Origin of the sequence: Listeria ivanovii subsp. ivanovii, from assembly GCF_900187025.1 — a bacterium.
GTDB lineage: Bacteria > Bacillota > Bacilli > Lactobacillales > Listeriaceae > Listeria > Listeria ivanovii.
Map to the genome: position 1 here is coordinate 790,167 of NZ_LT906478.1, position 26,825 is coordinate 816,991.

At 37.2% G+C, this 26,825-nt stretch carries 19 protein-coding genes and 1 pseudogene; 13 read left to right on the forward strand and 7 right to left on the reverse strand.

Annotated elements, in window-relative coordinates; translation table 11 throughout:
• Window positions 1-32: 32 nt before the first annotated feature.
• Window positions 33-731, forward strand: coding sequence for a hypothetical protein (locus CKV67_RS03855; protein WP_014092249.1), 699 nt, complete (start codon window positions 33-35; stop codon window positions 729-731).
• A gap of 97 nt (window positions 732-828) precedes the next feature.
• Here CKV67_RS03855 and CKV67_RS14745 read toward each other — a convergent pair.
• Window positions 829-933: pseudogene (locus CKV67_RS14745) on the reverse strand (helix-turn-helix domain-containing protein); the annotation flags it as partial.
• Window positions 934-1,196: 263 nt separating this feature from the next.
• On the opposite strand from CKV67_RS14745, the gene fabK reads away from it, so the two are divergent.
• Window positions 1,197-2,126: an enoyl-[acyl-carrier-protein] reductase FabK gene (fabK, locus tag CKV67_RS03865; protein WP_014092250.1), complete on the forward strand. Its 930-nt coding sequence runs from the start codon at window positions 1,197-1,199 to the stop codon at window positions 2,124-2,126.
• A 147-nt stretch (window positions 2,127-2,273) separates the two neighbouring features.
• Here fabK and CKV67_RS03870 read toward each other — a convergent pair whose 3' ends face one another.
• Window positions 2,274-2,678 (reverse strand): VOC family protein, encoded by a 405-nt coding sequence (locus CKV67_RS03870; protein ID WP_014092251.1) that lies wholly within the window; start codon window positions 2,676-2,678, stop codon window positions 2,274-2,276.
• Window positions 2,679-2,906: 228 nt separating this feature from the next.
• Between CKV67_RS03870 and CKV67_RS03875 the strand changes: the two genes are divergently transcribed.
• The 4 genes from CKV67_RS03875 to CKV67_RS03890 all read left to right on the forward strand — a co-directional run bounded on the left by CKV67_RS03875 (window position 2,907) and on the right by CKV67_RS03890 (window position 7,754).
• Window positions 2,907-5,537 carry a cation-translocating P-type ATPase gene (locus CKV67_RS03875; protein ID WP_014092252.1) on the forward strand — a complete coding sequence of 877 codons (2,631 nt, stop codon included), beginning with the start codon at window positions 2,907-2,909 and terminating at the stop codon, window positions 5,535-5,537.
• Window positions 5,538-5,553: 16 nt separating this feature from the next.
• Window positions 5,554-6,402, forward strand: a complete 849-nt coding sequence (locus CKV67_RS03880; protein ID WP_014092253.1) for a hypothetical protein — start codon at window positions 5,554-5,556, stop codon at window positions 6,400-6,402.
• 117 nt (window positions 6,403-6,519) lie between these two features.
• Window positions 6,520-7,077: a GNAT family N-acetyltransferase gene (locus CKV67_RS03885; protein WP_014092254.1), complete on the forward strand. Its 558-nt coding sequence runs from the start codon at window positions 6,520-6,522 to the stop codon at window positions 7,075-7,077.
• Window positions 7,078-7,094: 17 nt separating this feature from the next.
• Complete coding sequence (locus CKV67_RS03890; protein ID WP_014092255.1) at window positions 7,095-7,754, forward strand: DUF3153 domain-containing protein; 660 nt, start codon at window positions 7,095-7,097, stop codon at window positions 7,752-7,754.
• 14 nt (window positions 7,755-7,768) lie between these two features.
• Here CKV67_RS03890 and CKV67_RS03895 read toward each other — a convergent pair whose 3' ends face one another.
• Window positions 7,769-8,158: a MerR family transcriptional regulator gene (locus tag CKV67_RS03895; protein WP_014092256.1), complete on the reverse strand. Its 390-nt coding sequence runs from the start codon at window positions 8,156-8,158 to the stop codon at window positions 7,769-7,771.
• A gap of 120 nt (window positions 8,159-8,278) precedes the next feature.
• On the opposite strand from CKV67_RS03895, the gene CKV67_RS03900 reads away from it, so the two are divergent.
• Entirely contained in the window at window positions 8,279-9,103 is an 825-nt protein-coding gene (locus CKV67_RS03900) for an aldo/keto reductase (RefSeq protein ID WP_014092257.1), read from the forward strand.
• Window positions 9,104-9,166: 63 nt separating this feature from the next.
• Here CKV67_RS03900 and CKV67_RS03905 read toward each other — a convergent pair whose 3' ends face one another.
• Window positions 9,167-12,343 carry a LapB repeat-containing protein gene (locus CKV67_RS03905; RefSeq protein WP_025279806.1) on the reverse strand — a complete coding sequence of 1,059 codons (3,177 nt, stop codon included), beginning with the start codon at window positions 12,341-12,343 and terminating at the stop codon, window positions 9,167-9,169.
• A 623-nt stretch (window positions 12,344-12,966) separates the two neighbouring features.
• Between CKV67_RS03905 and CKV67_RS03910 the strand changes: the two genes are divergently transcribed.
• The 4 genes from CKV67_RS03910 (at window position 12,967) to CKV67_RS03925 (ending at window position 17,097) form a co-directional block, all read left to right on the forward strand.
• The gene (locus tag CKV67_RS03910) at window positions 12,967-13,701 is read left to right on the forward strand and encodes an Ig-like domain-containing protein (protein WP_025279807.1); all 735 of its coding nucleotides are present in this window, start codon (window positions 12,967-12,969) and stop codon (window positions 13,699-13,701) included.
• Between the two features lie 9 nt (window positions 13,702-13,710).
• Window positions 13,711-14,727, forward strand: a complete 1,017-nt coding sequence (locus CKV67_RS03915) for an MSCRAMM family protein (protein ID WP_025279808.1) — start codon at window positions 13,711-13,713, stop codon at window positions 14,725-14,727.
• A gap of 84 nt (window positions 14,728-14,811) precedes the next feature.
• The gene (locus CKV67_RS03920) at window positions 14,812-15,780 is read left to right on the forward strand and encodes a winged helix DNA-binding domain-containing protein (protein ID WP_014092258.1); all 969 of its coding nucleotides are present in this window, start codon (window positions 14,812-14,814) and stop codon (window positions 15,778-15,780) included.
• 39 nt (window positions 15,781-15,819) lie between these two features.
• The gene (locus CKV67_RS03925) at window positions 15,820-17,097 is read left to right on the forward strand and encodes a hydroxymethylglutaryl-CoA reductase, degradative (protein ID WP_014092259.1); all 1,278 of its coding nucleotides are present in this window, start codon (window positions 15,820-15,822) and stop codon (window positions 17,095-17,097) included.
• A 69-nt stretch (window positions 17,098-17,166) separates the two neighbouring features.
• Here the strand turns inward: CKV67_RS03925 and CKV67_RS03930 are convergent, their stop codons facing one another.
• A complete protein-coding gene (locus tag CKV67_RS03930) occupies window positions 17,167-17,736 on the reverse strand; it encodes a DapH/DapD/GlmU-related protein (RefSeq protein WP_025279809.1) in 570 nt (189 codons plus the stop codon).
• Window positions 17,737-18,115: 379 nt separating this feature from the next.
• Here CKV67_RS03930 and CKV67_RS03935 point away from each other — a divergent pair, with 379 nt between their 5' ends.
• Complete coding sequence (locus CKV67_RS03935; RefSeq protein WP_014092261.1) at window positions 18,116-19,750, forward strand: Na/Pi cotransporter family protein; 1,635 nt, start codon at window positions 18,116-18,118, stop codon at window positions 19,748-19,750.
• A 159-nt stretch (window positions 19,751-19,909) separates the two neighbouring features.
• On the forward strand, window positions 19,910-23,560 hold the full coding sequence (gene nifJ, locus CKV67_RS03940; protein WP_025279810.1) for a pyruvate:ferredoxin (flavodoxin) oxidoreductase: 3,651 nt from the start codon (window positions 19,910-19,912) through the stop codon (window positions 23,558-23,560).
• Window positions 23,561-23,812: 252 nt separating this feature from the next.
• Here nifJ and CKV67_RS03945 read toward each other — a convergent pair whose 3' ends face one another.
• On the reverse strand, window positions 23,813-25,774 hold the full coding sequence (locus tag CKV67_RS03945) for a fructose-bisphosphatase class III (protein WP_014092263.1): 1,962 nt from the start codon (window positions 25,772-25,774) through the stop codon (window positions 23,813-23,815).
• A 111-nt stretch (window positions 25,775-25,885) separates the two neighbouring features.
• On the reverse strand, window positions 25,886-26,797 hold the full coding sequence (locus CKV67_RS03950) for an AEC family transporter (protein WP_014092264.1): 912 nt from the start codon (window positions 26,795-26,797) through the stop codon (window positions 25,886-25,888).
• Between the last annotated feature and the right edge of the window lie 28 nt (window positions 26,798-26,825).

Genomic DNA, 26,825 nt, shown 5'->3' on the forward strand with positions numbered 1-26,825 from the left:
GTAAATAGCATACATAAAAAAGGAGGAGTAAAATGATTAAAGAAAGAAAAATTGTACTTATCACTAGTTTATTTTTTATTGCACTCACTTTCTTAGGATTACTTTTCCAAAGAGAAATCATTTGGAATATAGTTTCAGGTCATTTCGATTTTTCTGTTTCTAATATTATTAACCTGTTAGCAGGAAAAGATTTAGTTACATTTTTCTTGCATCAAGTGGTTGCCGCGTTAAAAGGGACAGTTATCTTTATTATTATTGAATTGCTGTTTGTTATCGCGATTTCAGTGTTTATCATCATTGTTATGTTTCGTGCTAAAAAGAAAGAAGGCTGGACGAAAACGAGTATCGCGATTACAAGTGGTTATAGTTTGCTCCTTTTGTCACTCGTTTCCTTCCTGATTTTATTTAGTGTTCAATCATTACATACTTATCAAAATGTTCATGACAATGTGGTTACAGCTAAAAAAACTATTTTAACCCATAATTCCCAGGAAGTAGAAGATTCTCTAGCTAATATTATGGATGATCCGAAAAAAACGATTCAAAAAATCAAAGGAGTATCAAAACAACTTGATGAACATACAGGTGTTTTCACTTTACTTTCTGAATGGCTGGAAAAAGTAAAAAATGCTGAAAACATGCTATTTATCGGAGTGATGATTGGTTTTCTATTAATTCTTCTTGCACACATTAGCGAATTATACCGTTTGTGGCAAAAACGACAGAGCTAGGACTACCAAAAAGTTAGACTGAAAAGCTAACTTTTTGGCATTTTTTATATTTGGCTATTTTTATTATTCGTACTCACGGGCTTATTTGTTAGGAAGAGTCCTTTATGAAGATAGTTTGTTTGGAAACACCTACTTTTTCTGCCAATTCTTGTTGTGACATTCTGGCAAGTACATGATATTCATATACTTTATTGAATATCATTGTAAATTTATATTTTAAAAAAAGTAAAGCAAAGCTATGCAAAATAACAAAAATGATTATTTTGTATAGAATTAATTTTACAAAAATAGCGTTATTGCAAAATTTAAATTAGGAAATGACATTTAGTATTTACTTGGTAACAGCTACAAAGTTGCTTGGCTTATTTTTTCACCATATTTTAATCTCCAACTTCTCTAGTTTAAAAGCGTGTTTTTTGATATACTAAATTGTGATGAAACAAACAAGAACGCAGGAGGAAAAATATGTCAATTACGAACTTATTAAATATTAAATATCCTATTATTCAAGGTGCTATGGCGCAAATCGCGAAAGCTCCACTTGTTGCTGCTGTTTCGAATGCAGGCGGGCTTGGAATTATCGCTTCTGGTGGCATGAGTGCGGATATGCTCCGAGAAGAAATCCAAAAGACAAAAAGCTTAACAGATAAACCGTTTGGCGTTAATTTAATGCTAATGATGACGAATATTGCAGAATTAACGGAAGTAATTATAGAAGAAAAAATTGCTATCGTAACGACTGGTGCCGGAACGCCAAAAACCTTTATGCCGGTTTGGAAAGAAGCCGGAATTATTGTCATTCCAGTGGTTCCATCCGTTATGATTGCCAAACGGATGGAAAAAATGGGGGCAGATGCAGTGATTGCTGAAGGAACTGAAGCAGGCGGGCACGTCGGAGAAACGACTACAATGGCGCTTTTACCACAAATTGTTGATGCAGTAACGATCCCGGTTATTGGTGCTGGAGGAATTGCTGATGGACGAGGAATCGCTGCAGCACTCTCTTTAGGGGCACAAGGTGTTCAAATTGGTACACGCTTTTTAGCAACAGAAGAATGTCCAGTTCATCCGGACTTCAAAGCCGCAGTCATTAAAGCTTCAGACCGTGATACGATGGTTACCGGACGTAAAGCAGGTGCGCCCGTTAGATCTATCAAAAACAAAATGATCAAAGAATACATCCGTTTAGAGGAAGAAAATGCGGACCGTGATACACTAGAAGAACTAACGCTAGGATCTCTTAGAAAAGCTGTTCAGGAAGGCGACACAGATAATGGTTCTGTCATGGCTGGCCAAATTGCGGGACTTATTACGGAAATCAAACCATGTAAAGATGTAATAGAAGAAATGATGGCTGAAACGAAACAAGTTATTTCTAATTTGCAACTAAATTAATTATGAGGCGGGGACAAAAGGGTCTCTAAAATAAAAAACAAGCAGAAATCAAGTTTATTCCATTTTCCGAAATGGCTCTATACAATGATTTCTGCTTTTTTATTTTCCAACTTTTATTGCTGAGCTATAGTTATGTCCCAACCTTTATTAACCAAAGTTAAGTTGCCAGAATACCTCGAACTTATCGGTTACTTGTGCATAAGTAGAACCCCAAAAAGCAACTTGTAATTCCATCTCTACTTTACCACCAACTAGTAACGCCTCGTATGCTCGTTTCAGCTCACTTTTAGATTCAAAATTAATCAAAATCGTCACTCGGTTACCAGTTGTAAAGCCATCATAAGGCGCATCAGTAATATAAATAAATTCCTCACCATTTTTCGCTAACCGGCTGTGCATTAATCTTTCACCGAAAACGGCATCCCCATCAAAATGATTCATCTCTTTGAAACGCTGGATGCTCGTAATTTCGGCTGCGAAAACCTCTGAATAAAATGTTAGAGCTTCTTGACCTTCGCCATTAAAAACTAGATAAGGAACTGCAAAAGGCATCATAACCATCTCCTCTTATATTATGTAATTAAGTATACGGCTAAATACTATAAGTGTCATATTTAAGCCAAAATACATTCTTTCAAAAAACAAAGTTCTTGCTATTTAATGTAATATACTATACAATTAACTTAATAAAATTGATATATATAACTTTTATATTTTTTTGCAGCAAAATAAAGTAAGTACTTGCTTTATTAAAAAGGCGGGTGCGTAGGAGGTAGATGTATGCTTTGGGTAAAAGAGTCAATAGAGCAACTTCTCAGCAAACTACACACAGATTTAGACACAGGATTAACAAAAGAACAAGTAAAACAAAAACAGGAAGCGTTTGGTGCAAATGAATTTGAGGAAGGTAAAAAAGAATCTCTTCTTCAAAAAATCGGGCATCACTTACTCGAAATTACGACGATTGTTTTACTATTTGCAGCAGCAATCTCCGCTTATTTAGCCATTACAACGGGATATGGTTGGGCGAAAGTAGTTGTAATTTTAGGAATTGTCGTACTAAATATGGTTTTAGGGATTTACCAAGAAAATAGTGCCGAGAAAGCCCTTGCTGCCCTTCAAAGTATGAATGCACATTTGACAACAGTGCTGCGTGACGGTATCCGGACGCAAGTAGACGCAGTAGAATTGGTTCCAGGGGATATTATTGAGATTGTAGCAGGAGATATGATTCCAGCCGATGCCCGGATTATTTCCAGTAGTAGTTTACAAGTGGAAGAATCAGCGCTCACTGGGGAAAGTGTTCCGGTAGAAAAAGATGCCGCTGCAGAAGTTTCTGAAAAAGCGCCAATTGGTGACCGACTAAATATGCTTTACTCCGGCTGTCTTGTGACTAATGGACGAGCAACCGCAGTAGTGGTAGAAATTGGAATGGAAACGGAAATGGGGAAAATTGCTGGTTTACTTAACAGCACATCGAAATTAATGACACCCTTACAACTTCGCTTAAAAGAATTAGCGAAACGCCTGAGTATTGTTGCCCTTTTAGCTGGTATATTAATTTTTATTATTGATGTGTATGTATACGGGGAAACTATTATTGAGACGTTGATGATTGCAATTTCCCTTGCAGTAGCAGCGGTTCCAGAGACGTTGCCGGTAATTGTAACATTGACACTTGCTTATGGGGTTCAAAATATGGTGCGGAAAAATACGATTATCCGCCGAATTCCTGCTGTTGAAACCATTGGAAACACTTCTGTTATTTGCTCTGATAAAACAGGAACATTAACACAAAATAAAATGATTATCCAACAAATTTGGGCAACCGAGCATGTGCCAATGAAAGCAACAGCCGAACTAGGAACAGAAGAAGCAAAAGTTTTGGAAATGCTTAGTCTTTCTAGTAACGCAACGATTGAAGTGACAGATGGCGAAGAAACCATCATTGGGGATCCGACCGAAAGTGCGATTATTCGATTATTAGAAGAAAAAGGAACAACGAAAAAAGCACTAGAAGCAAAATATCCACGTGTTTTTGAACTTCCTTTTGACTCTGATAGAAAATTAATGACGACGATTCACCAAGTAGAAGATGGTTTCCTTTCTATTACAAAAGGTGCATTTGACCGAATTCCAGTTGATTTTTCAGAAGTACTTTTGAGTGAGGCTGAGAGAGTTCATGATAGCTTTGCTGAGGATGCGCTTCGAGTACTTGTTGTTGCTTACAAAAAGTACGATGTAATGCCTACAGATCTGTCTAGTGAGGCACTTGAGACCAATCTGACTTTCGCCGGGATGGTTGGGATGATTGATCCACCGCGTCCAGAAAGCAAATCCGCCGTGTTAGCAGCGGAAAAAGCGGGTATTAAGACAGTAATGATTACTGGTGACCACATTGCGACGGCATCTGCCATTGCAAAAGAGATCGGTATTCTAACAGAGGACGACAAAGCGATAACCGGCGCAGAGCTTGCGGAAATGTCAGAAACAGACCTAGAGAAAAATATTAGAGATTATGCCGTATATGCTCGTGTTAGTCCGGAAGATAAGATTCGAATTGTGAAAGCATGGCAGAAAAATGGAGAAATTGTTACGATGACTGGTGATGGTGTCAATGATGCACCCGCCTTGAAAGCTGCTGATGTTGGTGCGGCAATGGGTATCACTGGAACAGATGTATCCAAAAATGCAGCGGATATGGTTATTACAGATGATAACTTTGCAACGATAGTAGATGCTGTGAAAGAAGGACGTACTGCATATGAAAACATTCGGAAAACAATTTACTTCCTATTAAGTACCAACTTTTCTCAAATTTTCATTATGTTAATTGCCATTATTCTTGGGTGGGGAGCGCCAGTTGTAGCGGTTCAGTTACTGCTTATCAACGTTGTGTCTGATGGGATTCCAGGCTTCTTCTTAAGCCGTGAAAAAGCCGATGATTCGATTATGGAGCGTAGGCCAATTCCGAAGAACGCAGGGATTTTTGCAAATGGTCTTGGGAAGAAAATGGCGACACAAGCAGTTGTCTTTACGATTGTAACGCTGGCTGGATTTTACATCGGGCAGTTTGTGACTATCAACCAATCCATCAGTGCAAGTTATGAGGTTGGAATGACAATGGCATTTGTTATCCTAGCTTGGTCATCTGTCGCGCACATTTTTAATGTAAGAAGTGATAAGTCTATCTTTACCATTGGTTTCTTGTCTAACCGAGGACTTTTCTTTAGTGCGATTTGCTCGATGCTTATTATTCTAGGGTTAGCGATTATTCCTCCACTAGCGAATATGTTTTTCTTAGTAGAAATGAGTCTGACTCACTGGATTCTCGCGTTTGTTCTTTCAATGTTACCACTTGTATTTGTGGAAATTCAAAAATTCATTCAACGTAAAAAAGCGACTGCATAAAAAGGAGGAGAGCGGAGTGACTGATACCGAAAAATTAGTTGCCTCAACACTTGAACGAAACTTTGGTAAAGAAATTAGCTTGCGTTATAAAGGGAATGAATCGGCACAAATTCGGTCGGAAGAAGTTATCAAAAAAATTGCTACGGTAGTGGAACCGCTTGTAACTTCACTTGGAATCGAAAGCAAAACAGTGAAAAAGACGATTCCATTTTTGTACGAACTTCAAAAGAACCAATTTTGTGACATGAGTGCTTATCCTTATCCGCTCCTTCTTGTGAATGGGACGAGTGTGGATACGGAAAAATATTGGCGTGACTTGCCAACCTATTGGACAGATGAAGCGAACAGAATTGCCCTACCTTATGTGCTAGAACATATAAAACGCAATCCTACTAGACAAAAAATGCTTGAATATCATGAGTGGCTATTAGTAATAGTGCAACAATTAAATATGCAACTGGATGCAGCTTTTCGAGTAAAGTTAGTATTTGAATCAGATATGCGAATTCGATTACGGGTTTATGAAGTAAGCAAGGTTGCACTTGAAATTCATTTCCTTGATAATCACGATACAGAGCAACAACATTTGGCCTATGATGCCAGTTTAGATACTGATTTAGAAGTAAAAGCGCGCCTTCTTTTGCGGCAAGGAATTTTAACCGAAAATCTGAATTTAGACGCTTTGAAAGTATATACAAAAGCCGTTTTACCAGTAGCTCATAGTCTTGAAAAACTAGATCAACAAGCTTTAACTGCCGAACAAATGAAAAAATTAGCGAAATTACTAACAAAAGAAGAACCAAAAATCATGGAGGATACAGATTTAACGAGTAAGGCTGTAGAATTCTTACAAAGGCTTTCATAGGCATAAGAATAAAATGCTATTTAGTATAAAGTGTATCTAAATAGCATTTTATTTTTGCAAGTGGCAGTAGAAAGATAGTAAAATGATACAATGAAAAAAGAAATGAGGATATAGAAATTGATTCGACAAGCTAAAAAAACCGATGCAGCAAAAATTGCACCACTTTTATTAATAATTTGGAAAGATATGGAATTACCAATTTTAGAAATGGAGTCAGAGGAAGCCATTATTGGTGCGCTAGTAGAGGCAATTCAAACCGAAACCTATCGTTACAGTTATAATCATCTTCATGTTTATGAAAAAGATGGTGATATTGCTGGAGTTCTTGCAGGATATCCCGGGGAACTTGAACCAGAGATTGATGATGTTTGGAAGGATATCGCAAAAAAACACGGTATTACCTTTGAAGAACCAATTTTTGAAGATAATGAAACATTTGCCGGAGAATGGTATTTAGACTCTATTGTCACGAATGAAAAATATCGTGGTTACGGAGTTGGAACTGCCTTGCTTAATAAATTAACAGAAATTGCTGCCCAAGATGGGGAAAAAGTAGTTGGCTTAAACTGCGATAAAGGAAACCCAAATGCGAAACGTTTATACGAGCGAATGGGGTTCCATGTCACAGGAGAAGTGACGCTAAACGGACATATTTACGACCATATGCAAAAATAAGAAATGAGGCAAAGCGGATGAAAAAAATAATTTTCACAGTGATTTTAAGTTTGGTTTTACTTCTTTCAGGATGTGCAGATGTGACAAATACGGTGAAGGTGGATAAAAAAGGGGATGCAACCATTTCTTTTGATATTGATATTTCATCCGTTGCAGGTATTTTTGCATCAACATACTCAGATGAAGCGCTTACAAAACTGAAAGATGCAGGTTTTAAAGTAGAGAAAAAGTCAGACACTAGCTATCATATCGAAAAGAAACTAGAAAAAAGTGAAACTAAAACGGACATGAAACCAGAAGATTTTGGCGTGAAAATTACGAATACAAAAAGTTTCTTTACGCAAAAAGTACGCATTGACGCAAATATTGACCCAGAAAAAATCTGGAAACAACAAGTAGCGGATGTTCCTTTTCCAAAAGAAATTCTAGATAAAATCGATTATACACTCATTTTAGATTTACCGATTTCGACAATTGGCGATAATAATGCCAAAAGTGTCACTGGCGGAAAGCTAACGTGGGATGTGCCACTAGCGGAAAAATCTGAACTGTACTTTGATGTAACACTGCCCAATGTGAAAAATATTGCGATAGTTGGCGGGATTGTTCTTATAGCGGGGATTATCTTGATTATTTACTTAGTTCGTAAACATCGTAAAAAGGAAAAATTGACCTGAAAAAGAGGGTAAGCTTAACCAAGCTTGCCCTCTTTTTCATTTACTTCCTGCTCTAATTGTTGATAACAAGCAAGTTTTTTCTCGATTTTTTTAAAAGCTCGATCCAATTCTGCTTGACGACGATACATTTCCGCTTGATGTTCTTTTAAAACCTCGATGCGTTCAGACACAGTATTATTACCGCATTTGGTCAGTTCAACAATTTCTTTTTGTTTGGAAAGTGGCATCCCAGTCACACGCAAACAAGTAAGTAATTCCAGCCAGTGTAAGGCATCATGGTCAAAAATCCGGTTATTATTTTTATCTCGTGCGAGGAAAGGAATTAATCCAACACGTTCGTAGTAGCGAATTGTATGCGCGCTTAAACCTGTGTGAGCAGACGCCTCTTTAATAGTTTGTTGCATCAAAAGCACCTCTTTTTTTATTAATCATAGCACCGCCTTATTCGAAAAGCTAAATGTTTGCCTTTGAGTATACTCTAAGGTGTATAGTGAACTTGTGATTATTTTTAGGAGGCGGATATTTTGAACTTAAAAGATACGGTAAAACTTTCAAATGGTATAGAAATGCCACGTTTAGGCTTTGGTGTTTGGAAAGTGAAAGACGGGGATGAAGCAGTGAATTCGGTAAAATGGGCCATTGAAGCTGGTTACGTAAGCATTGACACAGCTGCGGCCTATAAAAATGAAGAAGGTGTTGGACAAGCAATCAAAGAATCAGGTATTAACAGAGAAGATTTGTTTGTGACAACGAAACTTTGGAACGCGGAGCAAGGTTACGAATCTACATTAGCAGCGTTTGATGAAAGTTTACGCAAACTGGAACTGGATTACGTGGATCTATATTTGATTCACTGGCCCGTTAAAGGGAAATTTAAAGATACATGGCGTGCGTTTGAAAAACTTTATAATGATAAACGTGTACGTGCAATTGGCGTATGTAATTTCCACGAACATCATTTAAAAGAATTAATGGAAGATGCGGAAATTGTTCCAATGGTCAACCAAATTGAATTACATCCTGAATTAACCCAGGAACCACTTCGTAACTACTGTGCGGAACATAATATTGTTGTAGAAGCATGGTCACCACTTGGTAACGGAAAATTACTGGATAATGCTGAAATTAAAGCAATTGCAGAAAAGCATGGCAAATCAGTAGCACAAGTTATTCTTCGTTGGGACTTACAAATTGGCGTAGTGACTATTCCAAAATCAGTTCACCAGGAACGTATTATCCAAAATGCAGATATTTTTGATTTTGAATTAACGGAAGCAGAAGTAGCGAAAATTAGCGCTTTAAACAAAGATAAAAGAACTGGTCCAGATCCAGATAATTTTAATTTTTAATTGCTAAAAACAAGATACAAAAGGGCCACAAAATCGATAACTGATTTTGTGGCCCTTTTATTATTATTTTCTATTCACTTTTTTATTGTTACCTACTACATACAAAATACTAAAGGCGATAAAGAGGAAGACAATCCCCATCAGGCTATTGTTTGTATCCCCAGTGTTAGGAAGCGAGATGTTTGGCTGGTCTTTTTCAGCAGGGTGGTTCGGTTGGTTATTGTTACTTTCATCATTATCAGGAGGAGTAGGTTCATTTGCTGTAATATGGACAATGACTTGAACTGGACTAGCTGCCACACCATCGCTATTTATCGATTGCAATGTAACTGTGTAGTCTCCCGTTACAGTGAAGTTCACAACAGATTCAAAGTCGCTTGTAATTGGCGAACCATCACTTGTCGTTGCGTGAATGCTATCATAAAACTGTTGAATAGTTATCTTACTATTTTTTTTGTAAGAAATATCGCTATCTGCTGAAATAATTGGAGCAGATGCTTTTTCAATATGCACAGTAACGAAAACAGGATCAGCAGCAACACCATCTTCATTGACTGCGCGAAGTGTCACTTTGTAATCGCCGGCAACTTGGAAATTGACAACCGTATCAAAATTGCTTGTAATTACAGAACCATCATTCGTTGTTGCATGGATGTCTTTGTAAAATTGTTGACTGCTCACTGTACTCTTTTCTGCATAGGAAACTTTGCTATCTGCTGAAATAACTGGAGCAGATGCTTTTTCAATATGCACGGTAACAAAAATTGGATCAGCAGCCACGCCATCTTCATTCACGGATTGAAGTGTCACTGTATAATTTCCTGGAGTGGTGAAGTCTACAACAGTTTTAAAATCACTGGTAATGGCTGACTTATCACTAGTAGATGCCTGGATATCGGTGTAAAATTGTTCGCTATTTACCGAACTGTTTTTTGTATAAAAAATGTCACTGTCAGCGGTAATAATTGGTGCAGGATCTTTTTCCACATGAATAGTTACGCTAATAGGATTCGCAGTAATCTCGTCTGAGTTTATCGATTGAAGCGTTACGATATAATCTCCAGCTGTTTCAAAATCAACAACTGTTGTAAAGTCGCTTATTATTGGAGAGCCATCATTCGTTGCTGCGTGAACATCGGTTAAAAACTCAGCGGGACTAATCATGCTATGTTTCATATAGGTAATTTCATTATCTGTTGTAATAATTGGGGCAGGTGCTTTTTCTATAGTAACAGTGATAGTTATTGGATCAGCGGTCACTCCGTCTACATTCACTGCATTTAAAGTAACATTGTATTCTCCAGGTGTAGTAAAATTGACTACAGTTTCAAAATTGGATGTGATGGAAGAGCCGTCACTGGTCGTTGCCTGAATATCGGCTAGGAAATTTGCTTCTGTTACTTCCGAAAATTTTGGATAAGAAATGCTGTCATCTGCAGTAACTATTGGTATTGATGAAACTGTAATTGGTTGAGTGACCGTTCCAGAAAATGTTCCTCTTGTAGAAGAATATTTAACAGGTTCATTAAAATTATAAGACACACTGGATAAGCTTTGAATGTTCTCGTGTTCCCAAGTGACATTATCATTTTGATATACACCGCTATTTGAGATAGTGGTTGGGGTAGAAATGACACCATTGTTACTAATTTCATTTGCAATGGATAAATTACTAGTTATAACTTTCTTTGGTAATGGTATCGTTTGATTGGTAGCATCTAAATTTGTAAGAGCCGGTGCTTCTGTTTCTAAACTAGTTGGTAAAATAGCCATATGATTATCATTAATATACATATTAACTAATAAAGGAAGATTTACCAATTTATTAATGTTTGCTAACTCATTGGATCGCAAAGATAACGAGGATAACAAAGTCATATCTTGCACATCTATATTTGAAATGTTATTGTTGTTAAAATCGGCATTTCGTATGTTGGGAAGCATATTTAGTTTGACTGTACTTAGAGCATCAGAATATCCAGAAAAACTAACTGAATAAGAAGTGTACTTTCCTGCACTTGTTAATGCTGGGAGATTTGAAAGAGTGAGTTCTTCTAAAAGGGACTTTTGGTAGGCGACGATAGACGCATCAATCAAGGCTAATTTTGGCTGATTTTCAATACTTAATTTGGTTATAGAAGGGTTGCGTTTTAATAGTAAATGGGTTAAATTGGGTAAATCATTATCGGTATCCAACTCAAATCTGCTTAGTAAATTAGCCTCTAAATCGAGAATTATTAATGTGTCTAAATTTAATAATCCTGATATACCTGCTGTTGTTAATTGATTAAAACTTAAATGCAACCTAGTTAAGGCAGGGAGTGTTGTAAGTTTATTAGTATCCGTTAAATTATTACCATGTAAATTAATAAAATTTAATATACTCATATCTTGTATCTCAATCTCGGCAATAGCATTACGTTCTAAATCAACCATTTTTATTTTTGGTAGCGATTTTAACTTGACAGTGTGAAGAACATCAGAATAGTTAGGGAAACGCATAGTGTAGTTGTCATTGTAGGTGTTAATACCTACGCTAGTCAAGGCTGGAAGATTAGAAAGGGTTAATTCTTCTAAAAGAGAACTTTGTCCACTACTAATAATTGCTGAAACAATAGTTAGTTTAGATTGGTCCTGAATACTTATTTTGGTGATAGTGGGATTACTTGATAAATTAATTATAGTTAGGTTAGGTATGTTTTGTGTACTAGATATTTCTACGGTACTAAGCAAGTTGCTAGATACATTAAGTGATTTTAGGGAAGGAAGATTAGCAACTGGGACAATGCTCGTTAGTTGGTTTTGGCTTAAATCAGCAGTAATTAGATTCGTTAATTCATTAATACCAGTGATATCAGTAACATTTTTAGCAGAAGCATTTAAAGTTGTTACCGAATCAAGTTGTTCTCGTGTTACCACTTGAGATGTATTGTCGCTTCCAGTTATTTGTAATGCGATGATTTTCGCAAAAGTTTTATCTGGAAAAATATCTGAATACGTGTCACCTGCTGCGAGTGTTTGGGTTGTAAAATTTGTTTCTTTTGAAGCAGTTGTACCGGTGGGGTCAGAATTAGTAAAATCATTTTTGAGAGTCACTGTTTTTGATGGTACTGTTGTATCATTACTGTCTGGCTTAGCTTCTACGGGAGTATTTGTCTCGGCATAAACAGTTGCAGCAAGAGGTATCATATCTCCGTAAAATAGGAATATTATTACGATAGACAGATAGATTTTTTTCATTAATAGGCTCCTTACTTAGTAAATTTTTAATGATTCAACAAAAGTACTGTATATTTATTGGGAATAAGATATTCAGTAGTTAGATATTTCTTGAATAATTTTTATAATCAGAATAGTATTCATACAAAAATCATTTCAGGGTTATTGCTCAATCTGATAGCTTAACTTACTTACCTTTATTTAGCAGCATTTTTGCCTACCTTATTTTTTGAAATCATAATTATTATATGAATGGTGGCTGAGACTGAGGTAATGGTGTTAAAATCGAGGTGCAGTAACATTAAGCGATAAATAGTTTTAGCATGAATGTCTTTTAATTGTTTCTAAGTATAACATTATAATACCATGCGACCAGTACATAAAAGTCCTTAAATAGTACTTAATGTACTTGAATTTGTGATAGAAAATAAACAATTTTTATTGGCAGAAATTTCTCTTGGTTTATCAAAATCAAACTAATTAGCTAATATGAATTGGAAAAAGTTTCGTTAAGCCAAATCTCCTTATTATTCAAGCGATTGTGACAATGTGTTGTAGTTTGTTGGAAAGCCATTCTCGTAGAAGCTTTTTTGGTGTATCCTAATGTAGAACATTATTCAAATATTCTCTGGGAGGCAAACAACATGGGGCTGAAAAAAGGGTTAAAATTAATGACTATCTTTACGCTTATTTTTATATTAACTACTCCACTTTTTCATGGAGGGACAAAAGCAAAAGCTACCGAACTAATGAATGTGGTTGATTCAGTACAAGTAACACATACAGATGGTTCGAAAACAGGTAGTTATGATTTTTATGAATCATTTACGACAAATTTTACTTGGTCAGCAAAATCGAATAATTTGAAAAGTGGAGATACATTTACGGTAGTATTTGGTAGTAATATCCACTTAGCGAATAACCTAACGTTTCCGTTGATGACGGAAGACAATCAAGTTGCAGGTGAAGCAGTTGTCGACGTAGCAATGCGAACAATGACAGTAACGTTCAATAGTTACGTTGAAGGAAGAGCTAATGTGAGAGGCACCATCCAGCTACAGGATACTTTTGAAATTAACACTATCACAAGCGAAACAGTAGTTCCACTTGAATATACCTTTAATGGATCTACGACAACAATGGATGTAGATGTCAATCCAACACCAGTAGTTAATCCCGATGAAATTTTAATTAAAGGTGGAGCAATTTCAAAAGACGATCCAAGTGTTATTAATTGGAACTCACGGATAAATTTTGCTAATGAGCCGATTAATAACGCAATGATAGTAGATTCCCTTGGACCAGGGCAAGAATTCATCCAAGACAGTGTGGTACTTACTAAACAAGCTTTCGATGCTTACGGAGTAGATACTCCGTAAGCATCGATTGTGCCTATATCGGATTACACATTAACATTTGATAGCCCAACGAAAATGACATTAGATTTGGGAAATATTACTCAAAGTTATCGATTAACTTATCAAACAAAAATTACAGATACTTCGCCGGATGTCTACACAAACAACATTATCATTTCAGGTGACAATATTCAGCCTTACTCCATAGATGTCGAAAGTGATACATCAAGCGGCAGTGGAACAGCGGGTGGAGATTTTGGCTCGTTTGAATTAATAAAAGTGGATAAAAATGATCATACTGTTAATTTGGCGGATGCTGAATTTACTCTCAAGTCAGATGCTACAGGTACTATCTATAATTTGAAAACGGACACATCTGGTAAAGCATCATTAGATAACTTACCGCTGGGAGATTATACTTTAACAGAAACGAAAGCGCCAGCAGGTTACCAACTTGATAGTAATCCAGTAAAAGTAGCAATCAACAGTACTAGTAAAGCGAGCTATACTTTTGAAAACGAACAACTGCCTCCTTCGAATGGAGCTGTTGAAGTTACAAAAGTAGATAGTGCAGATGCAACCATTTATTTAGCAGATGCTGAATTTAATTTAGTAGATGAGAATAATAATGTAGTGCAAACGGTCACAACCAATGAAGCTGGAAAAGCGGATTTAAGTAATCTTGTACCAGGAGAATACCAACTAATAGAAACAAAAGCACCAGCAGGATACGAAATAGACTCAACACCGATTCCAGTAAGTGTGAATGCAGACCAAACAACCAACATCACAGTGGAAAATGTAAAAACACCACCGGCGCCAGTTCCTCCAGCGCCACAACCTCCAGTGACACCAACAGAACCTAGTAAACCAGTAACGCCAAAAAATTCAAATGAGAGCCAAATCTCTGTCAAAGAAGAAAACCAAAAATCATCCAAAAAACTACCAAAGACTGGTGACAATAATCAAACATTATTTTTGGTTCTTTTAGGAGTAGGATTGCTGTTTTCTGCTTATCGAATAAAGAAAACTACTAAAGCTAATTAAGCATTATCCCCTTCAGTATTCCTAGCTGTAGGGGATTTTTCTTGCCAATTTATGCTACAATAAACTAAAAAAAAGAGGTTGTTAATGGAACGAAGCACAATTATTCAAAATCGCTATATTAAACAAAAATTAGCTCCAACTGAATGGCTTCCATCCCCTGAAGAAGTAGTAGCTCATTTTGGTGCCATACAAGCTCAAAATTATGGACAGTCTCTTTGGGCAGTTGGAAGTAGATTAATCTCACCAAGTGAATCTACTGTGAAAGCTGCTATCAATGAAGGGAAAGTTATCCGCACGTGGCTTCTAAGAGGTACCATTCACCTTTTTTCTGCAGACGATTATCACTGGCTGATTGATTTAACGGCGCCAATGATAGATAAAATTTGTCAGCCTTATCGAACTAAATTAGGGCTTTCCGATGAAGTTCTTCATAAAGCTAGCAAAGTAGTGGATGCCTTTGTTGCAGGTGGCCCTCGAACGCGAAAAGAATTAGCTGAACATTTAGCTGAAAACGAATTGCCAAGTGCAGGAATTACTTTTGCACAGCTACTTGTTTACTTAAGCTCGCGAAAAATTATTTGTTCTGGCCCAGATGAAACTTACCGTGACACACAACATATCCCTGCAGCAACGAAAGTTTATACGCGCGAAGAAGCAATCAAAGAGTTAGCAAAGCGCTATTTCCAAAGTCATGCACCAGCAACTTTAAAAGATTTTTGCTTTTGGTCAGGATTCACTGTGACAGCTGCAAAAATTGCTTTGGCTGATTTCGTACAATTTGGAGATTATTTTATAAATGATTTAGTAGAAAATACAGTTTCGCTTGAAACGATACCTCTCGCTGGGTTTGATGAGTGGATTATTGGTTACAGAAATCGTTCCATTGTATTAGATGAAGACTGGCACGAGGAGGTTATCACGAAAAACGGTATTTTTAGGCCGGCTATCATTACGGCTGGAAAAGTGGTTGCTAAGTGGGAAAAACCGAAAAATCTTACTGGCATGAAAGAAGATTATTGGAGCCGTTACATCCAATTTCGTAATATGCTATAGTTGTTGAGAGGATAATATTTAATTTGAGGTGAGCAAGTAATGAACGCTTTTGATAAATTTTATAAAAAAACTTTAGAAGAACGTAGAACAATTTTGGCTGAGTATGCAGGTTTAACGGAAGAAGAGCAAGTGTTTTTGGAATCTACCGGAGCACTTTCACTGGAAAAAGCGAACCATATGATTGAAAATACGATTGGAATTTATTCGCTACCACTAGGGCTTTCGATGAATATGCGATTAAATGATAAAAACTATATTGTTCCAATGGCAATGGAAGAGCCGTCTGTTGTTGCTGCTCAAAGCTCAGGAGCGAAGTTGATTGCACAAAATGGTGGCGTGAAGGGAATAGCCACAGAACGAAAAATGATTGGTCAAGTAGAGTTGATTGATGTTCCAAACATAAGCCAGGCAACTGAAAAAATAATAAACAATAAAGCTAATTTACTTTCTATTGCTAATGAGGCTCATCCGTCTTTACAGAAACGTGGCGGGGGAGCGGTTGACTTAGTTGTTAGAACAGCAACAACAGAAGCGGGAAAAGTTTTGTTCATTGTACATTTGCTAGTGGACACAAGAGAAGCAATGGGAGCTAATATGGTAAATACGATGGTGGAAACATTAGCACCTAAATTAGAAAAATTAACAAACGGAACTGCCAATATGCGAATTTTATCAAATTTAGTGGATGACGCTACAGCTACTGTAACATGCCGGATTGCAAAAGAAAGCTTAGCAACGAAAACACAGACAGGAGAGTGGGTTCGTGATCGGATTATCGCAGCTTATGAATTTGCAAATGCAGATATTTACCGAGCAGCAACCCATAATAAAGGTATTATGAACGGAATTGACGCTGTAGTAATGGCTTTTGGAAATGATTGGCGTGCAGTTGAAGCAGCCAGCCATGCTTATGCGGCGCGTTCTGGTAGATATAAACCGATGACAAAATGGACCAAAGATGCGGATGGCTTTTTAATTGGCGAATTGACGTTGCCGATGCCGGTTGCTTTTGTAGGAGGTTCGATTGGGGTACATCCAATTGCTACTCTCTCCAAAAAAATCGCGCGAGTGGAATCTGCAAAAGAGCTTGCGATGCTCGTTTGCGCAGTCGGCTTAACACAAAATTTAGCAGCTTTAAGAGCACTTGTCACAGAAGGGATTCAACGTGGTCATATGTCACTTCAAGCCAAATCACTTGCGATGACAGCGGGCGCAGAAGCAAATGAAATTGAAGCTGTAGCAAAATTTTTGCAAGAGAGTAAGCGAATGAATGTGATGGCAGCGAAGGAATACATTACGAAATTGCGCCAAAGTTAATGAATTATGAAAAAATAAACCCCAGATAGATTCATTTTTCGTGAATTTATCTGGGGTTTTGTATGGCGATTAATTGGTAGCCACTTTTTTAATTTGTTTTGCGGGATTTCCTGCCACAATCATATTAGCAGGAACATCTTTTGTTACAGTGGAATTAGCGGCGATAATAGCATTTTCTCCAATAGTTATTCCAGGTAAAATAGTAGCATTGGCGCCAATCCATGCTCCTTTTTTTACACAAATTGGAGATACTCTGACTCCGCGTCTCTTTGCAGGTTCCATTAAATGATTGGCTGTTATTAACATAGCTCCTGGACCAATTAATACATCATCTTCAATTACGATGCCGCCTAAATCTACAAAAGTGACATTTTGATTAATAAAAATATTTTTTCCAAAAGTTATATGCTTTCCAAAATCACTATAAAATGGTAACGAAATATCTACAGTGGGATCTATTGTTTTTCCAGTGATTTTTTGTAAATAATCCAAAGTGCTTTCTTTACTATGATACTGTGTATTCAACTCAATAATTAGTCGCTCATTCGCATGTTTAACTAAATGAATTTCTTCAAAAAGAGGTGAATTAGGTAAAATATCTTTATCAACTATTTTCTTTAGTAAGCTTGATTCTTCCATCGTAAGTCCTCCTAAATATGTTTTTTTACTACTGTAATTATACACACAAAAGCTATATTTGAATAATTAGTATAACAAGTATGTGGTTTTTCATATTATCTTATAGAAAGGCATGGTTGAATGAAACTAGTTTTTACCTATTGATAGAAAAAATTAGTAAGATGGTAAAGCTTCTCATGTTTTTTTTTTTTATACCGCGCCTTTACAAAAACTTAACAATACATTCGGAACGCGTAAAACCCTTTAGTATCAATAGATTTATTATCTTTTATAAGAAGCTTATTTACAGAAATAAAAAAATCTATTTACCTTACATTTACTTTCTTTTATGATGAAAAAAGAGGGTAAAAACTAGATTACAAACAAAAAGGAGATTTTTATGGAAGACATAAATGTTCAGCAAATGATTTTTCAATTTATCGGAGGGCTTGGAATTTTTCTTTTCGGTATTAAATACATGGGAGACGGCTTACAAATGGCAGCTGGCGACAGACTCCGTGATATTTTAGATAAGTACACGACGAATCCTTTCATGGGTGTGCTAGCCGGAATTTTAGTTACTGTATTAATTCAAAGTAGCTCAGGTACAACTGTTTTGACGGTCGGTTTAGTAAGTGCTGGATTTATGACGTTAAAACAAGCAATTGGTGTTATCATGGGGGCGAACATTGGAACGACCGTTACCGCCTTTATTATTGGTATTAATTTATCCGAATACGCTTTACCAATCATTGCTGTTGGTGCAGTACTTTTATTCTTCTTTAAAAATCATAAAGTGAAAAATATCGGCCAAGTTTTCTTTGGATTTGGTGCGTTATTCTACGGACTTGATTTGATGGGACAAGGGATGAAACCTCTAGCAGGGATGGAATCTTTCCATGAATTAACGGCTCAAATGAGTACAAACCCATTCCTTGGTTTATTAATTGGGACGATATTCACAGCCGTCGTCCAGTCATCTAGTGCTACAATCGGAATTTTGCAGGAACTTTACGGACAAGGTGCTATTGATTTGCAAGCTGCGTTACCAGTTTTATTCGGGGACAATATCGGGACAACCATTACGGCGATTTTAGCAGCAATCGGAGCAAGTGTGGCCGCTAAACGCGCAGCAGCAACTCATGTTATTTTCAACTTAATTGGTGCCGTCATTTTTATGTTAATACTTCCATTGTTTACTTCTTTTATTACTTATTTACAAGGACTCTTCGGCTTGAATCCGGAAATGACGATTGCAGTAGCGCACGGAACTTTTAATGTGACCAACACATTTATCCAATTCTGGTTCATTGGTGCGTTTGCATGGCTTGTAACGAAGCTTATACCGGGAGACGATTCCAGAATTGATTACAAAACCAAGCATCTAGATACCAATTTGATTGATCAATCTCCAGGGATTGCGCTTGAAATGGCACGTGAAGAAACATTGCGGATGGCAGATTATGCGAAATTTGGTTTACAAGAAGCTCGTGAATATTTAGTGAATCGCGAACCAAAACATGCCGAATCAACTGTTCAAGTGGAAGAAGCTGTCAATAATTTAGACCGAAAAATCACTGAGTACCTAACAAAAATTTCCTCGGTGGCTTTAACAAATAATGAAACAGAAGAACATGCACTGATGCTTGATACTGTCCGAGATATTGAGCGAGTTGGCGATCACATGGAAAATATTGTTGAAAATATCGACCAATTGATTAAGAACAAAGCGAAAATGTCTGAAGAAGCATCTAATCAACTAATCGGGATGTTCGAACTAACAACAGCAAACTTTGAACGGGCAGTAAAAGCAATGCATAAAAAAGATCGTGCCCTTGCAGAAGAAACGATTGTTGTCGAAAAAGATATTGATAAAGCAGAGCGGAAATTACGGAAAGATCACATCCGCCGATTAAATGAAGGCAAATGTCAAGTGGTGAGCGGGATTTTATATATCGATATTGTGAGTGACTTAGAGCGAATCGGCGACCATGCAAATAACATTGCTGAAGCAGTACTCGAACTTAACGAATAGAAATTATCCAAAAGAAACTAGCTGGCACAAAGTAGCTAGTTTCTTTTTTTGTTAAAAATCTACACTTTTACTAGTCCTTGTGAAGCATTGAGTATAATAGAATTGTGGTGTAAAATAAGAATGATTATAAAACTAGAATGACTGGAAGTGTTGAGTCTTATGCGAAACAGAAAGACAATGGATGGAAACACTGCTGCAGCCTATATTTCTTACGCATTTACAGAAGTTGCAGCAATCTATCCAATTACCCCGTCCTCTACTATGGCAGAACTCGTAGACGAATGGGCATCAAAAGACAAAAAGAATTTATTTAATGAACCAGTGAAAGTAGTAGAAATGCAATCAGAAGCAGGGGCAGCTGGAACAGTTCACGGCTCACTTCAAGCAGGGGCGCTGACTAGTACATACACCGCTTCCCAAGGTTTACTACTGATGATTCCAAACATGTATAAAATTGCCGGAGAACTTTTACCAACTGTTTTCCATGTATCTGCAAGAACAATTTCGGCAGCATCCCTTAATATTTTTGGCGATCATAGTGATGTAATGGCAGCAAGACAAACTGGTTTTGCGATGTTAGCAGAAGGATCTGTCCAAGAAGTAATGGATTTATCTGCAGTTGCTCACCTTGCCGCTTTAAAAGGAAGCTTACCATTTTTAAATTTCTTTGATGGATTTAGAACAAGTCATGAATTACAAAAAATTGAGGTGCTTGAATATAGTGAATTAGAAAATTTACTTGATAAAACTGCCTTGCAACAATTTAGAGATCGAGCGATGACGCCAAACAATCCAAAAACAATTGGCTCTAACCAAAATCCAGATATCTTTTTCCAACAAAGGGAAACGGTTAACCGCTACTATGAAGAGATTCCAGGTATTGTGCAGGATTATATGCAAGAAATTAATCAACTACGTGGTACAAATTACGATCTTGTAAATTATTATGGTGCGGAAGATGCAACAGATGTCATTGTTGCAATGGGTTCTGTTACTCCAGTGATAGAGCAAGTAATTGATTATTTAATGAAGCAAGGAGAAAAAGTCGGCTTACTAAATATCCGTTTATATCGTCCGTTCCCAGCAGAAAACTTTTTAGAAAAATTACCGAAAACAGTGGAGCGTGTTGCTGTACTTGACCGGACGAAGGAACCAGGATCAGGCGGCGAACCACTTTTACTAGATGTGCAAAGTGTTCTTTATGACAGTGACGTTAGACCAAGTGTTATTGGAGGAAGATACGGCTTAGGTTCAAAAGATGTTACACCAGACCAGATTCTTGGTGTTTATTCGCACCTAAAGGAAGCAAAACCAAAACCGCGCTTTACGATTGGGATTACCGATGATATCACAAATCTTTCTATTGAGAGCAAAGGACCAAGTGATTTAACTTCAGAAAAAACGTTCCAATGTAAATTCTGGGGATTCGGTTCAGATGGAACAGTCGGTGCTAATAAAGCAGCGATTAAAATTATTGGGGATAATACGGACTTATATGCACAAGGCTACTTTTCCTATGATTCGAAAAAGTCAGGTGGGCTAACGGTTTCCCATTTGCGATTTGGAGAGAATCGGATTCGGTCTGCCTATTTAATCAAGCAAGCAGATTTCGTTTCATGTTCGACTTCCGCCTATTTACGTTCGTACGATTTGCTCAAAGGCTTAAAACCAGGTGGGATATTTTTACTCAATACTATTTGGGAAGGCGAACAGTTAGAGCGTCATTTACCAGCTAGTATGCGTGAATATATTGCGAAAAATGATATTCAATTTTATACCTTAAATGCAATGAAAATCGCTGGTAATGCGGGACTTGGGCGAAGAATTAATACTGTGATGCAAACCGCCTTTTTCCGTGTTACCAATATTTTACCGTTCGAAAAAGCACTTGCTGATTTAAAAGAAGCTGCTATTTTGACTTACGGGAAGAAAGATATGAAAGTTGCCGAAAAAAATATCGCAGCGATGGATCAAACGGTTGCTAATTTGCGCAAAGTAGAAGTGCCAGCAAGCTGGGCCAATCCAGAAACTACGACACTTGAGAAAACTTCTGTTGACCGTCCATCCTACGTGAAAAATATTCTCGAACCAGTGAATCGTTTGGAAGGAGATGCTTTATCTGTCGGTGATTTAATCTCGAATGGGATGGTAAGTGGGGCTTATCCAGCAGGTACTGCAGCATATGAAAAACGTGGTATTGCACTAGAAGTTCCAGAATGGATTTCGGAAAATTGTACGATGTGTAATGAATGTGCCTTCGTTTGTCCACATGCAGCTATTCGGCCAATTTTAACAGATGAAGAAGAAATGGAAGACGCTCCAGAAGGCTTTATGACTCGTGAAATGCGTGGGAAAGATGGTCTTCGTTACCGGATTCAAGTATCGCCAATGGACTGCACAGGCTGTAATTTATGCGCAGAAACTTGTCCAGCAAAAGAAAAAGCTTTAGTGATGAAACCATTTGAAGAAGTAGCAGCGAAAGAAAATCCTAACTGGTCCTTTGCGATTAATGTGAAACCGAAGAAAAATCCTAGTAAGAAAAATACCGTTCCAGGAAGTCAGTTCGAACAACCATTACTTGAGTTTTCGGGTGCTTGTGCAGGTTGTGGTGAAACACCTTATGTTAAATTATTAACGCAAATGTTTGGCGACCGGATGATGATTGCCAACGCGACTGGTTGTTCATCCATTTGGGGAGCATCGGCGCCTGCAACACCATACACGGTCAATGATCACGGTCACGGACCGGCATGGGGGAACTCACTATTAGAAGATAATGCAGAATACGGTTACGGCATGTATTTGGCAAATCAAACGATGCGAAAAGCTCTAAGTAACAAGGTGTCAAAAGTGCTTGCCGAAGAAACACTTTCAGACAATTTGCGCGAGGCACTTGTCGAATGGCAAACTAAAATGGACGTAAGCGAAGACACTCGCGAACGAGCAGAACAGTTACAACTTGCGCTTCTGAGTGAAATGAATGGAAACGCGGTATTAGAATCGATTTATAATGATCGCGAGCTATTTATTAAACGTTCGCAGTGGATGATTGGTGGCGATGGATGGGCTTATGATATTGGTTTTGGCGGAATTGACCATGTTTTAGCATCGGGAGAAGATGTTAATATATTCGTCATGGATAATGAAGTTTACTCCAATACAGGTGGTCAGTCATCTAAAGCAACACCAACTGCCGCTATAGCCAAATTCGCTTCTGGCGGGAAATCCGTTGGGAAAAAAGACCTCGGTATAATGGCAATGAGTTATGGTAATATTTATGTAGCTCAAATTGCGATGGGAGCAAGTAACCGTCAAACTTTAAAAGCGATGGAGGAAGCAGAAGCATACCCTGGTCCATCCTTAATTATTGCTTACACACCATGTATTAATCATGGAATATCTAGTGGTATGAAGACAATGCTAACGGAAACTCAAAAAGCTGTCGAATGTGGCTATTGGAGCTTATATCGTTATAATCCAGCACTAGAAGAAAAAGGGAAAAATCCAATGACGATGGACTTCAAAAAAGTTGATTTTGATCAATTTGAAGATTTCTTAAAAAGAGAAACGCGTTATTCAGCCTTATATAAAGCAAATCCAGAAGTAGCTCGTAAGCTATCGGAAAAAACACGGACGGATGCAGAAAAACGCTTTAAACGATATGGGACGATGGCTGGTCTAGACTTAGAAAAAATCTTAAAGAAAAAAGAAGTCGCTGAAACTGTCAATACGGTGCCAGCTGATGACGAACGTGCCGCAAGAAAAGCAGCTAGAGAAGCTAGAAGATTAGCGCGCGAACAAGAGAAATAAAAAAGGGTCCAGAAATTTTTTTCTGGACCCTTTTTTCGTTTACGATTTGTGGGAATCATAAACAATGTGGGAATGAATAGATATTCTTTAGTTAGAAAAAATATAAAGAAATAGCTACTATTTTAATATAACTTTTTTTGAGCGAACTTGCACTAGTAAAAATAGTAAATAAATAGTTAAATATAGTTTATATGTTGCTGTAGCGGTAATTAGCAACTTGTGAAAGTTTTATGACAATTTTTTATTGTTGTATCAATGATTTTCGTGGAGCAAACCATTCTGATACGCGTTTAAAAGTCTTTTTAAATCTTCCGCTTGTGTATAGAGCTGTTTACCAATATCGGTGTCTTTAACCCGCTTCCGATTAATCTCCATCTCAATTACTTGCCTTGTAGAAAGAATATCTGTTTCATTTTTAACAGCATCCTCTTTCGTTGTAAAAGGTTGGTGGCTAACCAGTTGAAGCCCATAACTATTAAATAGCAACGTATATCCCGCTAAATTAGTCTTTTTATGGTAGGCTTTTGCAAATCCGCCATCAATAACAAGCATTTTTCCATCCGCCTTAATCGGACTTTCTCCCTTGCCTTTTTTTACAGGAGTGTGCCCATTAATGATATGACCACTATTTGCAACAAGTCCAAACTCCTCTAAAATTTGTTGGCAAATTGCTTCCTCATTGCGCAACTTATAATACGGATTTTTTTCTTCCGTATGAGTTGATTTATCCGCAATAAAATACCGCTCGAAAGTAGTCATTTCACTCTTTCCGAATAAAGAGGAGATGGCACCGGTCCACAAATACCAAACAATATCACAGGCATATTTCTTTTCAACTGTGCCTGCGGGGCGTACATAAGCTTCTCGTGTAAGAATCTCAAATTGTTCTAAAAGTTGGCGACCGGCATAACTTTTCTTCCGTAGCTCCATGGCCATAAAAGTTCCATCTTCGTGAAGGGGAATACAACCATGATAAAGCAAATTCCCATTATAAGTTAAAAACATACTACCTTTCGCATATAAAAATTGAACATGTTTTTGCAAGCGACGACAATTTTTAAAAGAAGCAGTCATTTTTTCAATAAGCTCTTGTTCAGCAGGAGACAATTGATACGGATTTTCCGGGTCAATTGTTGGAAAATGTGTATCAAGTAAATCATAATCTTGTCCTTTTAAACGAATTGTTCCTTTTTGATAATCAATAAAATCGAGAAGGAGACGGTGTTTCATATGGAATTCGTCATGGCGTGCAATAATTTCTCCTTCTAATTTAAATTGGATAATCGCCATAGCTTTATGCATCCGTGCAATTTGTGTGATTTCCGCATTACTATACTCGAGATTATCTTCATTTTTAGGCTGGAAATAAGTACATGGATCATCTTGATAAATAGCATCAGCAAAAAGAGCGAGTGGACGAAGGGAAATACCATAGCTATCTTCTAGAATATCTAAATTTAAATAACGAGCGGAAATTCGAATCACATTTGCTGCACAAACTTTAGAACCACTTGCCGCCCCCATCCACAAAATATCGTGATTACCCCACTGGAAATCAAGGGAATGGTAATTCATTAGCGTATCCATAATTTTATCCGGATGCGGTCCACGATCATAAACATCCCCAACAATGTGCAAATGATCAACGACGAGTTGCTGAATTAGGCGAGACAAGGCACTAATAAATTCCTCCGCACGCTCAAGCGAAATAATATGTTGAATAATTTCTTCATAATACAATCGTTTATCATCGTCATTGTAGTTTTCTTGTAATAACTCTTCTAATATGTAAGCAAAATCTGCTGGCATTGCTTTTCGTACTTTGGAACGGGTGTATTTAGAAGCAACATATTGACAAAATTCAATTAATCGAAAAAGCGTCGTGCGATACCAACCAGCCATATCTTCTAATTCTTCCGCAATCAAATCCATTTTTTCTTCTGGATAGTAAATAAGCGTGCTAAGTGAGTTTATTTCTGCATCATCTAATTCGGTGCCAAAAATATCCCGAATCTTCCGTTTCACGACCCCTGAACCATTGCGTAAAACTTGCTCAAAAGCACTATATTCCCCGTGGACATCACTTAAAAAATGCTCCGTTCCTTTTGGCAAATTCATAATCGCCTCTAGATTAATGATTTCTGTAGCAGTTTTTGCAATTGTAGGATATTGTTTTGCAAGTAAACGTAAATATTTCATGTCGATTTCTTCCATGAGCCACCATCCCTTTTATAATTGGTATAGCTATTATATTTCTTAAATACAAGTAATACAAATGTTTTGTTTTAATATTGGTCTATACAAAAAGACGAGCATAGGCCCGTCTTAGAATACTGGATGAAGGAAATATAAAACAATAGGTAGTGTGATAATACTTAATACCGTACTAATAAAAGTAGCACTAGAAACTAAGTCAGGTTTCGTATCAAACTGAACTGCCATTAGGGTAGTGTTTGCTGCTGTTGGCATTGCCGCAAGCAGAATCATAATTTGCTTGGTCAGCTCATCAACTGGAAGAATAAATGTTAATCCAAGTGCAATTAGTGGGGCAACCAGCAATTTTAAAACTAGGGCAATACCTACTTTCCCAAGCTCGATTCTTCTAAAGGAAATGACCGCCAGCTGCATACCAAGAACAATCATAATTGTTGGAATCGCCGCATCTCCAACGAGTTTTACGCAAGTCATTAAAGCAGATGGTAGTGAAATATGTAGCAATTGAAGTGCTAACCCGAGTAACGCCCCGTAAGCAATCGGCATCCGAACAACTTTTTTCATGACTGTTTTCATTCCACCTGATTCTTTACTACCTTTTGCGGCAAAATAAATACCAATCGTGCTCATTGCGAGTTGCTGCAAGACCATTAAAACGACAGCAATATCAAGCCCAACTGCACCAAAAACAAGGAGTACAACAGGTGTCCCGTAATTACCGTTATTCATAAATGCACTAGCTAGGATTAGTGCACAACGATCTTGCAAATTATAACCGAGTAAAAAACTAATCAAACTGACTAGTAAAATTAAAATTAAACATAGCGCAAAAATGTAAATCGCCAAATAAAGATAATCCATCGAAAGTGGATTGGTATAAAAAGTATTAAATGCTAGAAACGGGGACATTAAGTAAAGCGTTAATTTAGACAAGTTTGGAATATCAAATTTTAATGCCTTTTGGCCAATAAATCCAATTGCAAAAATCCCGAAAACTGGAAGTAAAATAAGTAGAAATTGCATAGTAACACTCTTTTCTGCATAGATTATA